General features: G+C 34.0%; 14 protein-coding genes. 6 read left to right on the top strand and 8 right to left on the bottom strand.

Annotated elements, in window-relative coordinates; all coding sequences use genetic code 11:
• Positions 1-150 precede the first annotated feature (150 nt).
• From EHC72_RS07860 to EHC72_RS07855, 3 genes are all read right to left on the bottom strand, one after another.
• Positions 151-546, bottom strand: a complete 396-nt coding sequence (locus tag EHC72_RS07860) for an ORF6N domain-containing protein (protein WP_262711062.1) — start codon at positions 544-546, stop codon at positions 151-153.
• Positions 543-671: an ORF6N domain-containing protein gene (locus EHC72_RS23185; RefSeq protein ID WP_262711061.1), complete on the bottom strand. Its 129-nt coding sequence runs from the start codon at positions 669-671 to the stop codon at positions 543-545. The genes EHC72_RS07860 and EHC72_RS23185 overlap by 4 nt, the downstream gene beginning before the upstream one ends.
• 183 nt (positions 672-854) lie before the next feature.
• Positions 855-2591 (bottom strand): phospho-sugar mutase, encoded by a 1737-nt coding sequence (locus EHC72_RS07855; RefSeq protein WP_131537133.1) that lies wholly within the window; start codon positions 2589-2591, stop codon positions 855-857.
• Positions 2592-2774: 183 nt separating this feature from the next.
• Here EHC72_RS07855 and EHC72_RS07850 point away from each other — a divergent pair, with 183 nt between their 5' ends.
• A complete protein-coding gene (locus EHC72_RS07850) occupies positions 2775-4088 on the top strand; it encodes an aspartate kinase (RefSeq protein ID WP_131537132.1) in 1314 nt (437 codons plus the stop codon).
• A 368-nt stretch (positions 4089-4456) separates the two neighbouring features.
• The gene (gene lysA, locus EHC72_RS07845; protein ID WP_131537131.1) at positions 4457-5626 is read left to right on the top strand and encodes a diaminopimelate decarboxylase; all 1170 of its coding nucleotides are present in this window, start codon (positions 4457-4459) and stop codon (positions 5624-5626) included.
• 72 nt (positions 5627-5698) lie between these two features.
• Here lysA and EHC72_RS07840 read toward each other — a convergent pair whose 3' ends face one another.
• The 4 genes from EHC72_RS07840 to EHC72_RS07825 all read right to left on the bottom strand — a co-directional run bounded on the left by EHC72_RS07840 (position 5699) and on the right by EHC72_RS07825 (position 8476).
• Complete coding sequence (locus EHC72_RS07840; protein WP_131537130.1) at positions 5699-5911, bottom strand: YidH family protein; 213 nt, start codon at positions 5909-5911, stop codon at positions 5699-5701.
• 52 nt (positions 5912-5963) lie between these two features.
• Positions 5964-6782, bottom strand: coding sequence for a hypothetical protein (locus EHC72_RS07835; protein ID WP_131537129.1), 819 nt, complete (start codon positions 6780-6782; stop codon positions 5964-5966).
• Between the two features lie 22 nt (positions 6783-6804).
• A complete protein-coding gene (locus EHC72_RS07830; RefSeq protein ID WP_131537257.1) occupies positions 6805-7185 on the bottom strand; it encodes an SRPBCC domain-containing protein in 381 nt (126 codons plus the stop codon).
• Between the two features lie 100 nt (positions 7186-7285).
• The gene (locus EHC72_RS07825; protein WP_131537128.1) at positions 7286-8476 is read right to left on the bottom strand and encodes an acyl-CoA dehydrogenase family protein; all 1191 of its coding nucleotides are present in this window, start codon (positions 8474-8476) and stop codon (positions 7286-7288) included.
• 113 nt (positions 8477-8589) lie between these two features.
• Between EHC72_RS07825 and EHC72_RS07820 the strand changes: the two genes are divergently transcribed.
• Genes EHC72_RS07820 through EHC72_RS07810 form a run of 3 tightly spaced genes read left to right on the top strand, consistent with a single transcriptional unit; the run spans position 8590 to position 11332 of the window.
• Positions 8590-8952 (top strand): dihydroneopterin aldolase, encoded by a 363-nt coding sequence (locus EHC72_RS07820; protein ID WP_131537127.1) that lies wholly within the window; start codon positions 8590-8592, stop codon positions 8950-8952.
• A 7-nt stretch (positions 8953-8959) separates the two neighbouring features.
• A complete protein-coding gene (locus tag EHC72_RS07815; protein WP_131537126.1) occupies positions 8960-10369 on the top strand; it encodes an FAD-binding oxidoreductase in 1410 nt (469 codons plus the stop codon).
• 33 nt (positions 10370-10402) lie between these two features.
• Entirely contained in the window at positions 10403-11332 is a 930-nt protein-coding gene (locus EHC72_RS07810) for an alpha/beta fold hydrolase (RefSeq protein WP_131537125.1), read from the top strand.
• On the opposite strand, the gene EHC72_RS07805 is transcribed toward EHC72_RS07810, so the two are convergent.
• On the bottom strand, positions 11326-11814 hold the full coding sequence (locus EHC72_RS07805; RefSeq protein ID WP_131537124.1) for an acyl-CoA thioesterase: 489 nt from the start codon (positions 11812-11814) through the stop codon (positions 11326-11328). The genes EHC72_RS07810 and EHC72_RS07805 overlap by 7 nt on opposite strands.
• Positions 11815-11881: 67 nt before the next feature.
• On the opposite strand from EHC72_RS07805, the gene EHC72_RS07800 reads away from it, so the two are divergent.
• The gene (locus EHC72_RS07800; protein ID WP_131537123.1) at positions 11882-12316 is read left to right on the top strand and encodes an Hsp20/alpha crystallin family protein; all 435 of its coding nucleotides are present in this window, start codon (positions 11882-11884) and stop codon (positions 12314-12316) included.
• Positions 12317-12411 lie beyond the last annotated feature (95 nt).

Below are 12411 nucleotides of genomic sequence, written 5' to 3'. Positions count from 1 at the left end.
AGCAAATGTACAAACGAATTTGTTTGCGACAAATAAAATTTTGTCCTGTCGATTAGTAATAGAATTAACTAGTTGATTTTTAGCACTCTATTTCTGAACTCTTCTCGGGCAAGCCTCCATAAACATGGTCACGCTGGCATAATCACACGATTAAGATTCTTCCTTTCTTTTAAAACCTATTTGTTTACGTGGCATATCATCTTTTTCGATGAATTTGCTTAAATAACTAAAAAGTAGTTCTATTTTTTGATCATGTTTCATTAAGTGTTTTTCGACTTGCTCAACTCGTATAAAAACATCTTTATGAGCTAACAACATTTCTCGAATACGGGTATAAATACGCATAATCTGTATGTTTACTTGAATAGCTTGTTTGCTGTTCAACACGCTTGATAGCATCAATACTCCGTGCTCGGTAAAGGCATTTGGTAATTTTCTTCTACCACCCCAACTTGATGTCGCATTTTGCGACTTCAAGTCTGCAAATTCCTGTTCGCTCAACGTAAACATAAAGTCTTCCGGAAAACGGTCTATATTACGTTTCACCCATTTAATCGGCGAGTTTCTACACTGTACAATTCTGCCAAATCTTCATCCAACATCACTTTTTGTTCTCGTATCACGTAGATTTTACTCATTACCACCTCATCAGGCACGCTGATCGTATTCAATTTACTCATTATGGATAAATAATTTTGTTACTCTTATTTCAATGGCTAACTGGCGGCTACCGATGAGGATGGTGTTTGTTTAAGTTTTATCTGGTTATAGGTATGCTAACGCCCAGATAAGCAAGTAAGTGGTATTGTTATCCTCCTAGTTTAAGACTAGGAGGATAGTAAAAATGGATACATTTATGCCTGTAAGTCAGTCATTACAGCTTTAATTTTCTCAGCCAGTTTATCATTAACCGCATCAAAATCTGCTCGGCTTGCTAAAGGTGCATTAACACTGCAATAAAACTTAATTTTAGGTTCTGTACCACTAGGGCGGGCAGAAACAATGCTTCCATCTTCTGTAATAAATTGCAATACATCTGATTTTGGCAAAGTCAGTTTGCTCACTTTTCCGGTAGCTAAATCAGTTTCGTTACCCAATTCATAATCTTTTAATAAAGCCACTTTTGAGCCGCCTAATGTAGCAGGTGGATTGTTTCTAAATTTTTCCATCATGGCTTTAATTTCTTCAGCACCGGTTTTACCTTTTTTGGTAATAGAAACTAAATCTTCTTTATATAAGCCATATTCTACATAAGTATCAAGCAATGCATCATACAAACTATTGCCTTTATCTTTATAGTAGGCGGTCATTTCTGCAATAAACGCAGCAGAAACAACTGCATCTTTATCACGTACTAAATCTCCAATTAAATAGCCATAACTCTCTTCGCCACCACCAATAAAATATTTTTTACCTTCCAACTCTGTCATAACCTGCCCAATCCATTTAAAGCCTGTTAAAGTATTATAGAAAGTAACATTTTTCTTTTTGGCTATTTCTTCAATCAGGTTTGAAGTAACAATGGTTTTCACAATAAACTGGTTTCCATCCAATTTACCTTTTTCTTCCCAGGCACTTAATAAATAGTTAATTAATAAGCTTCCGGTTTGGTTGCCATTTAACAATAACCATTCGCCTTTATTATCCTTAACTGCAATACCAACACGATCAGCATCAGGGTCGGTTGCTAAAACTAAATCTGCATCTATTTCTTTAGCTTTTTTAAGTGCAAGTGTTAATGCCTCTTTTTCTTCAGGATTAGGGTACACAACCGTAGGAAAATTTCCATCAGGCGTGCTTTGCTCTTCAACCAAGGTTACATTGGTAAAGCCAAATTGAGCTAAAGCTTTTGGCACTAATGTAATTCCAGTACCATGAATAGGAGAGTAAACAATTTTTAAATCGTGCTGTCTTTTAATTGCATCCGGCGAAATAGATAGCGCTGTAATACCATCCAGGTAAAGTTTATCTACATCTTCATCAATTAATTCAATATTGGCTTCAATACGATCAAATTTTACCTCATCAATGCTAGAGATTTTATTTACTTCATCAATAACTAATTTATCATCAGGAGAAGTAAACTGACCACCATCGGCACCGTATGCCTTATAACCATTATATTCTTTAGGGTTATGTGAAGCCGTTAGCATTACGCCACTTTTGCAACCGAAATGGCGCACAGCAAAAGAAAGTTCAGGTGTTGGTCTTAATGCCGAAAAGAAATAAACATGTATTCCATTTGCAGAAAAAACATCAGCTGTAATTTTAGCGAAATAATCAGAGTTATTTCTGCTATCATGAGCAATTGCAACCTTAATTTTTTCTCCAGGGTATTTATTGTTTAAATAATTGGCTAACCCCTGAGTTGCCGTACCAATAGTATATTTATTTATCCGGTTAGAACCTGCCCCCATGATACCACGTAAGCCACCTGTTCCAAATTCTAAACTTTTATAAAATGCATCAGTAAGTTCTGTATTTAAATTTTTATCAACAAGAGCCTGAATCTCGGCCTTGGTATTTTCATCGTAATTACCACTTAACCACTTGTTAATAGTGTTTTGTGTTGCTTGATCAATTGCTTGCATTGAGCTTATTTTTAATTTAATATCTGGTTTTGAACAATTTTAAACGGGGGATGTTTGGTAGAATTCAAATTATTTTATTCTATTCCAAATTTTATTTTGTTGAGGATGTTGATTTTAAGCTCCTTTTGTTTAATTTCACGCCCCGATACAATAATAAAGAAAATTACATATTCCAGTATAAAAATGAAAATATTAAAATTTGGGGGTACTTCTGTAGGTAGTCCCGAGCGCATGACGAAGTTGTTGGATATAATCAATCCAAATGAAGAGCAAATTGTGGTTTTATCGGCTGTTGCCGGAACTACAAATAGTTTAGTAGAAATTGCAAGTAATTTTTTAGCTGGAGATAAGAAGAAGGGAAGCGAGTGCGTAGAAAACCTTTATCAAAAATATAAAGCCTTTGTAATTGAACTTTTACCAGTTGTTGAATTTCAGGAGCAAGGAAATGAAGTTATTGATTATCATTTTAACTTTTTAGCAGGTTTAGCCAACGATATTTTTACTGCAATTGAAGAAAAGGTAGTTTTGGCACAAGGCGAATTGTTATCTACAACTTTATATCACATTTACTTAAAGTCTATTGGCGTACCTTCGGTATTGTTGCCTGCCCTGGATTTTATGAAAACTGATGAGGATAGCGAGCCTGATATTCCTTTTACAACAAAACATTTAACTCCATTATTAGAACAACATAAGGATAATAAACTTTTTATTACCCAAGGATATATTTGTCGTAATAGCTTTGGCGAGGTAGATAATTTACGCCGTGGTGGTAGTGATTATACCGCTTCGTTATTAGGCGCCGCTATTTTAGCAGAGGAAGTTCAAATTTGGACTGATATTGATGGAATGCACAATAACGACCCACGCATTGTTAAAGGCACTAAACCAATTGCTCAATTATCTTTTGATGAAGCAGCAGAGTTGGCTTATTTTGGAGCAAAAATCCTTCACCCACAATCGGTTTTCCCTGCTCAGAAATATAAAATTCCTGTTCGTTTATTAAACACTATGGAGCCGCAGGCTGCCGGCACATTAATAACGCACGACAGTGAAAAAGGTAAAATTAAATCAATAGCAGCTAAAGATGGCATTACGGCAATCCGTATTCAATCTAGTCGTATGTTGTTGGCTTACGGATTTTTACGTAAAGTATTTGAAGTATTCGAACGTTATAAAACACCAATTGATATGATTACAACTTCAGAAGTTGCAGTATCATTAACGATTGATGAAACGGCCCATTTACCAAAGATTATTGAGGAATTGGAAAGCTTTGGAACGGTTGAGGTTGATACGGATCACAGCATTGTTTGTGTAGTTGGCGATTTCGGTTCAGAAAAACATGGTTTTGCCAGCAGAGTTTTAGAAGGATTAAAACACATCCCAATTCGTATGATTTCTTACGGTGGAAGTAATTATAACGTTTCTTTATTGATATTAAGCGAATATAAAACGGAAGCGTTAAGAAGCTTACACAATCGTTTATTCGAATAATAAAAAGAAACAGGCCGTAAGCACTATAATGCCGATAAATATATGAATCGCTAAAAAATTTATCGGCAACATTTGTTTTTTATACCTGCGATAAGAATTTAATAATCCAAGGGTAATAATAAGAGCAATAAATATGGCAGCTACAATTTTCATAATGTTGTTTTAAAAAGAAGGTGAATTAGTTTTAAAGATTAAATCATAATCTTCTGAGAAATAATAGAAATAAAACAATAAAAAGTAAGAGGATAAAAAATCTGATTTTACCGTCATATTGTTTTCGGGTAATTCTTGCATGCTTGTAATCGAGGTAGTTACCCCAATAAATTAGCGCAAAGAAAATAATTAAAATTATAATAAGGAATTTGAACATGTTCGCCGATAAAGATATATCAAAGTTTAACAATATAGAAACACCTTTTTACTACTACGATACAAATTTATTGCAGCAAACATTGCGTACTTGTGCCGATGCCGCTGCTGCCTATAAATTTCATATCCACTATGCACTAAAAGCAAATTTTAACCAGGTTTTACTTGAGCAGATTAAACAAATTGGTTTCGGTGCAGATTGTGTGAGTGCTGGAGAGGTTAGGAAAGCCGTAGAAATTGGTTTCGATCATCAAAAGATAGTTTTTGCAGGTGTAGGTAAATCTGATAAGGAAATTAACGAAGCTTTAGACCTTGATATTTTTTGCTTTAATGTAGAATCTATTCAGGAGCTTGAAGTTTTAAATGAACTGGCAGCTAAAAAAGGTAAAATCGCACAGGTAGCCATCCGCATTAATCCAAATGTTGATGCACATACGCACCATAATATTACAACGGGTTTGGATGAAAATAAATTTGGAATCAACTCATGGGATTTACCGGAATGCGCTGATACTTTAAAAGCATCAGCAAACCTTAAATTTATTGGTATACATTTTCATATTGGATCACAAATAACAAATCTCGACGTTTATAAAAACCTTTGCGTTCGTGTAAATGAATTTGCAAAATGGTTTGAAGATAAAGGCTTTACCTTAAAAGTGTTAAACGTTGGTGGTGGCTTAGGGATTAATTACTATGAGCCTGATAATCAAATTCCTGATTTTGCTAATTACTTTAAAATCTTTAATGAATTTTTAGAAGTTAAACCTGGTCAGGAGGTTCATTTTGAGTTAGGAAGAGCTTTAGTTGGTCAATCCGCTTCGCTTATTACGAGGGCGTTGTACATTAAAAATGGTAAGAAAAAGAATTTCGTTGTACTAGATGCCGGTATGACTGAGTTGATGCGACCAGCTTTATATCAGGCATATCATAAAATTGAGAATTTAACTCAATCTAAAAACGTTAGTCATAATGCTGAAATCATTAAATACGATATTGTCGGTCCCATTTGCGAAAGTACAGATTGCTTCGGCAAAGAAGTAGAGCAGCCCGAATCTTTTAGGGGTGATATTTTTGCTATTCGTAGTGCTGGCGCTTATGGTGAAGTTATGGCTTCAAAATATAATCTAAGAGATGCTATAAGATCAGTTTATAGCAGCGAGATATAGAATTCTTTTATTTGTGAAGGATCTGCATATGAGTGTAATGCAGATTCTTCATAAATTTAAAATAATATTTTTTTACTTCCTTTTAGAGGCGACAAATATAAAAACGCCGGCAACTAAAATTATTCCTCCAACGTAAGGAGGCCAGTTTACATTTTTTTGCTTGTCTGCGGATATTTGAATAGGACCTGCATCAACAACTTTTTCTTTTCTGGTGTAAGAAAAACCTGTCCAAACCAGCATTATAATCCCCAGAAATATTAAAACAACGCCTAGTGTCTTGTTCATGATTTTAAATATTAGTTAAAATCACAACAAGTAAGCTTCCATTAAGTTTTTTTTAAAAGCTATAACCTAATGATAGTCTATTTGAAAAGTTAACATTATTAGCGATTTCATAAGTAAATGAAAACTTTTTAACAGAAAAAAAACTGCTAAAAGCCCAAGATGTTGAATTGGTAATATCATTTTCACTAGGGTAGGCAGAATTAAAATTAAAACTTTTTAAAAGCCCTGGTGTAGCACCAATAAATAACTTGACACCAAGTTTAACTTCATTATTCTCTCTAAGTGCAGAGATAATTTCTGTTGAAAAACCGGTTGTCCATAACGTATTTTTATTGGAAGCATAAGTTCTTCTATAAACATTGTTATTATATATTTGCTGCCTAAAATCTGCATAAGCACCACTTTCGGTACTTATGGAGTTTTCCCAATTGATAATTCTAAAATCGGTTTTACCATTACTTGAGGTTAAATGAAAGCCCGCTGTAGTTCTTAATCCAATACCACTAATGGTTTTATTAAATGATGAAAGTACACCAGCACCTTGTGGGTAGCTTTCTGCACTTAAATTGGAGTTAAATGTGGCTTCGCCTAAATAACCAAAAAGTCCGTAAGAAAGATTAAAGGATTTAAAAGTATGACTTCTACTTACATTTAGCATGCCCATTTGAAAACCAATAATTTTACCAGGAGAAATGGAAGCGGCATAAGAGCCAGAAACGTTTAAAGATTTTTTAATGCTATCTGAAGCCATTGGGCGTGGCATGTATACCATATTGCTGCCCAAAATTGCCGGTGTAAGGTAAGTTCTGCAAGAACTTAAAAGCAAACCAGATAGTAAAATTGAAGAGAGAGCGATAATTTTAATTTTCATTTTTTTGTTTAGGTTACGACTGTTATTCTTCAAAAAAATCTAACAAACCACCCAGATAATTATCTTCAACACCTTCGGTAAAGTCTTTAAAATCTTCTTCAGGTATATTGGTTTGTCTGAACTCCAAGGATGTTCCGGGTTTATCTTCATGGAGTTTTATAGTTACAATAGAAGGCTCGTTATCTTCACCAAAATACCACTGTTGAACAATTTTTTTATTGGTTTCAAATTCTAAATTCTTTCCAACAATATCACCATCCCATAAAGAAAACTCTGTGTCTTGTTTTTCTTCAAATTCTACTTCTGCACCAGTCCAAAGTTTTATACTGATGTCTTTTGTTAATGCCAGATAAACTTCTTCAGGTGTTGCTGGTAAATAAATATATTTTTTGTAATCCATAATCATGTAAAATGTAAAACTGTAAAGGTACAGGATAGGAGGTAAAACAGAATAAAATATTAAATCAAAAGTATATTTTTCCATTCACCTCATCCATTTCTACTTACTTAAAAGCATTTAGGCCTGTAACATCCATTCCAGTAATTAATAAATGGATATCGTGTGTACCCTCATATGTTACTACAGATTCCAAATTCATCATGTGTCGCATAATTGAATATTCGCCAGTTATTCCCATCCCGCCCAATATTTGGCGTGCATTTCTGGCAATATCCAATGCAATTTCTACACTATTTCTTTTAGCCATAGAAATTTGTTCAGCGGTAGCTCTATTCTCACTTTTCAATACCCCTAAGCGCCAAACCAATAACTGTCCTTTAGTAATTTCGGTAACCATTTCGGCTAGTTTTTTCTGCTGCAGTTGGAAACCACCAATAGGTTTACCAAATTGAACCCTTTCTTTCGAATATCTAAGTGCTGTATCATAGCAATCCATAGCTGCACCTAAAGCACCCCATGCAATACCATAACGGGCTTGGTTTAAACAACCCAATGGGCCTTTTAGTCCACTAATTTCAGGGAAAACATTTTCTTTAGGAACTTTAACATGATCAAAAACGAGCTCTCCAGTAGCAGAAGCTCTCAAGCTCCATTTATTGTGGGTTTCTGGAGTAGAAAAACCCTCCATACCACGTTCAACAACCATTCCTCTAATTTTACCAGCTTCATCTTTAGCCCAAACTACGGCAATATCAGCAAATGGAGCATTGCTGATCCACATTTTAGCACCATTTAAAACGTAATGAGAACCTGCATCTTTTATATTAGTTACCATACCACCTGGATTTGATCCATGATCTGGTTCTGTTAAACCGAAACAGCCCATCATTTCGCCACTGGCTAATTTTGGTAAATATTTTTTGCGCTGTTCCTCTGTGCCGTATGCATAAATTGGATACATTACTAAAGAACCTTGAACGGATGCCGTAGAACGGATTCCAGAATCGCCACGCTCAATTTCCTGCATTAAAATTCCGTATGCTGTATAATCTAAACCTGCGCCACCATATTCAATTGGAATAGTAGGACCAAAGGCGCCAATATCTGCTAAACCTTTAATTAAATGTTTCGGAAACTCTGCTCTTTGAGCGTAATCTTCAATTATTGGACTTACTTCTTTTTTAACCCATTCTCTTGCTGTAGAACGAATTAGCTTGTGTTCATCTGTTAAAAGTTCATCTAGTAAATAATAATCCGGAGCTTCGTAAAGGTCTTTTTTTGCTGATTTGCTCATATAAAATGAAATTATCTGGTTAAGAGATTGTGTTCATTTCAAAGGTAACAATTTACAGCAAGGGGCATTATATTCATGAATAAAAATTTAATTTTGCTCAACGAACGAACATAATGAGTAATTTAAAACAAACTGTTGCCTTAAAAGATGTAAAGTGTTTCGCTTTGCATGGTTTTTATCCCGAAGAACAATTAACTGGTAATCATTTTATTGTAGATTTAGAAACAGAATTTTCCCCTTTGGGCTTTGATGATGAGTTGAACCAAACGGTAAATTATGAAGATTTAAATGCAATTATTTTATCTGAAATGAAAAATACACAGAAACTTTTAGAAACAGTTTTACACAATATGATTTCGAAAGTTGTAGAATTGTATCCTTTTGTTGAAGTGGTAAATGTGAGCATCAAAAAATTAAATCCTCCAATGCCCGGACAAATTGGCCATTCTTTTGTAAAACTAACTTATACACCATAAATATAGCATGAACTTTACCAAATTAAATCCTCAAATTTTAGAAGAAATAAAAAGCATTTTAAGCGAAAACTCAGTTTTTACAGATGCTGAAAGTTTGGATAATTACAGTCATGATGAAACAGAAGATTTGCGTTATCAACCCGAAGTTGTTGTAAAACCAAAAACCACCGAAGAGGTTTCTGCTTTACTTAAACTTTGCAATGGTTATGGTATTCCTGTAACCCCAAGAGGGGGCGGAACCGGGTTAAGTGGCGCTGCTTTACCAATTTATGGTGGGGTTTCTTTATCAATGGAAAAATTTAAAGCAATTATTGATATAGATACCGAAAACTTACAAGCAACGGTTGAGCCTGGGGTAATTACCGAAGAATTTATAAATGCAGTTGCCGAAAAAGGACTTTTGTACCCTGTTGATCCAAGCAGTAAGGGTTCTTGCTTTATCGGCGGTAATGTAGCGCATGGTTCTGGTGGACCAAGAGTAGTAAAATATGGTACTATTAGAGAATATATTTTAAATCTGGAAGTAGTTTTACCAAATGGTGATGTAATTTGGACAGGGGCAAATACCTTAAAATATGCTTCGGGTTATAATTTAACCCAGTTAATGATAGGTTCTGAAGGTACATTGGCTGTAGTAACTAAAATTGTAACCAAGCTTTTGCCTAAACCACAAAATTCTGTTTTAATGATGGGCTCTTTTAGCACCAATGAGGAAGCTTGTGAAGCTGTTTCTGCAATATTTAGAGCTGGTGTAACGCCATCGGCTTTAGAATTTATGGAACGAAAGGGAGTGGAGTGGGTAATTAAATATGATGATATTAAATTTGACCTCAAAGATGACGTTAAGGCTTTATTAATGATCGAATTTGATGGTGATGACTTAGATGATATTTTTAAAAACTGCGAAAAGGCCAACGTGGTTTTAGAAGAACATAAATGTACTGAAGTTCTTTTTGCTGATTCTGCAGCTCAAAAAGAAGAATTATGGAGAATGCGCAGAACAATGGCTGAATCTGTAAAATCTAATTCTGTTTATAAAGAAGAAGATACCGTTGTGCCTAGAGCTGCATTACCAAAGCTGATTAATGGAATTAAAGAAATTGGTGCAAAATATGGTTTTGAAAGTGTTTGTTATGGGCATGCTGGCGATGGGAACCTACACGTAAACATTATTAAAGCCGGAATGAGTGATGAAGATTGGAAGAGTAAATTAAAATTTGGTATTACTGAAATTTTTGAGTTAACCAGAGATTTAGGAGGTACACTTTCTGGTGAGCATGGAATTGGATTGGTTCAAAAAGATTATATGCCCATTAAATATTCTGAGATTCATTTAAACCTAATGCGGGGAATTAAACAGGTTTTTGATCCAAAAGGTATTTTAAACCCAGGAAAGATGATTCCTGATTTAAAATAAATTAGTTATATCAATAAGATTTTTAATGCATTAATGAAGCGCACTCTAGTTTTACTTTATACTATTTTAAGCGTATTTCTTGCGAAAGCGCAAACAATTTATAGCCATGCATATGGCAATCCAAATAATAAAGCTATTATATTTATTCATGGTGGACCAAGCGGTAACGCAACACTTTTTGAAGGTACCACGGCGCAAAATTTGGCTGATAAAGGCTTTTATGTAATTGTTTACGATAGAAGAGGTGAAGGTCGATCTGCTGATCCTGATGCAAAATTTACTTATCAAGAAGCTTTTAATGATTTAAATGTTATTTACGAAAAGTATCACCTAAAATCTGCTAATATTATTGCACACAGCTTCGGCGGGTTGGTAGGTACGCTGTTTTCTGTTAAATATCCAGAAAAAGTGAATACATTAATCCTTGCTGGTGCTTTATTCTCTCAGCAGGAAACATATAACCATATTCTAGCATCGGTTAAAAAAACATATATCTTAGAAAAAGATACCACAATGCTAAAAAGAGTAGCTTATGTTACAGCTTTAGATAAAAATTCTGCCGAATATAGAAAAGGCTGCTTTGACTTGGCTGGAAAAAATGGTTACTTTAAAGTTCAGCACCCAAGCGATGAAGCCAATAACTTAAATAAGCGCTACGAAACTAGTATTTTTTATAAAACCAATATTAGAAATCAAAATGCGCCTATAAGTTTTTATAAAAATGAGCCGCTTAAAAATATAGATACCAAGCCCATTCTTGAGAAAATAAAAAATAAGAAAATCCATCTTTATGCAATTTATGGTAAGCAGGATGGAATTTTTTCTGACAAACAGATTGAAGACATGAAACGCATTACCGGGAAAAGCAATTTTGTACATTTAGATAATTGTTCACATTACCTTTTTGTGGATCAACAACAAGAATTTTTAGCGGCCGTTAAAAATTGGCTTAAATCTTATTGATTTAACTGTTCAAAATTTAACATTTTCTGCTTTTCTGCATCAGGTATAGAAGTTGGCTTTCCTGATGCATAATCTACAGCTATACACACAGTTTTGCCCTTGCTGCAAATTACTTCTTCATTACCTCTTACTTTTACAATCTGGTAATCCAAATCAAAACTACTATTACCAATTCTGGATGTTTTAACATGAACTGCTATTTTATCGCCCATTAAAATTGGTAAAATATAGTCAAGTTCTGCATGGGCGATAACAATTCCTGTTTTCTTCCAATCCCATTTAATAATTTCTTCCCAATATTTAGTTCTGGCAATTTCCAGATAGGTAAAGTAAACAGAATTGTTTACGTGGCCCATCATATCAAAATCTATAAAACGCAATGAAATATTTGTTTTATAGTTATAAAAGTCAGAAAAACTCTTTATTTCTGACAATTTGTCTTTTGATTTATTTTTATTTTGCCAAAATGTCTTAAAAATCATAAAATTTAGGATTGGTATATAAGTTGAATAGGATGATATATAAGTTTAAAAATAAAAAATCAGAGATATGACACTAGTAAATTTCAACAACAAAACCCGCAACACAGCTCCTTACTTTAACAATGTTTTTGATTCATTGTTTAGCGATGCAATGACAAAAAATAAAATGGTTGATAAATCACCAAATGTGAACATCAGCGAAAATGAAACTGCTTACGTAATTGAGTTGGCTGCACCGGGTTTAAAGAAAGAAGATTTTCAGATTAATTTAAAGAAAGATACATTATCTGTTTGGGCAGAAGTGAAAAAAGACGATACCCAAATTGCTAAAGATTTTACCCGTAAAGAGTTTGATTACAGTTCATTTGCAAGATCATTTAATTTACCAGATAGTGCTGATGGCGATAAAATTACCGCTGAATATAAAGACGGAATTTTAAATATCAACATTGGTAAAAAAGATGAGGCTAAATTACAACACAAAGAAATTGTAGTAGCATAATAGTTTTTCATAATAGTTTAAGTTTAGGTTTATAAGGATAACACCGGATGGTTGTTATCCTTATTTTTTTAATTTGATTTATTTGCCGTTGTATT

It is taken from the genome of Pedobacter nototheniae (genome assembly GCF_004335085.1).
GTDB lineage: Bacteria > Bacteroidota > Bacteroidia > Sphingobacteriales > Sphingobacteriaceae > Pedobacter > Pedobacter nototheniae.
This window is presented reverse-complemented; position numbering and strand designations above follow the sequence as displayed.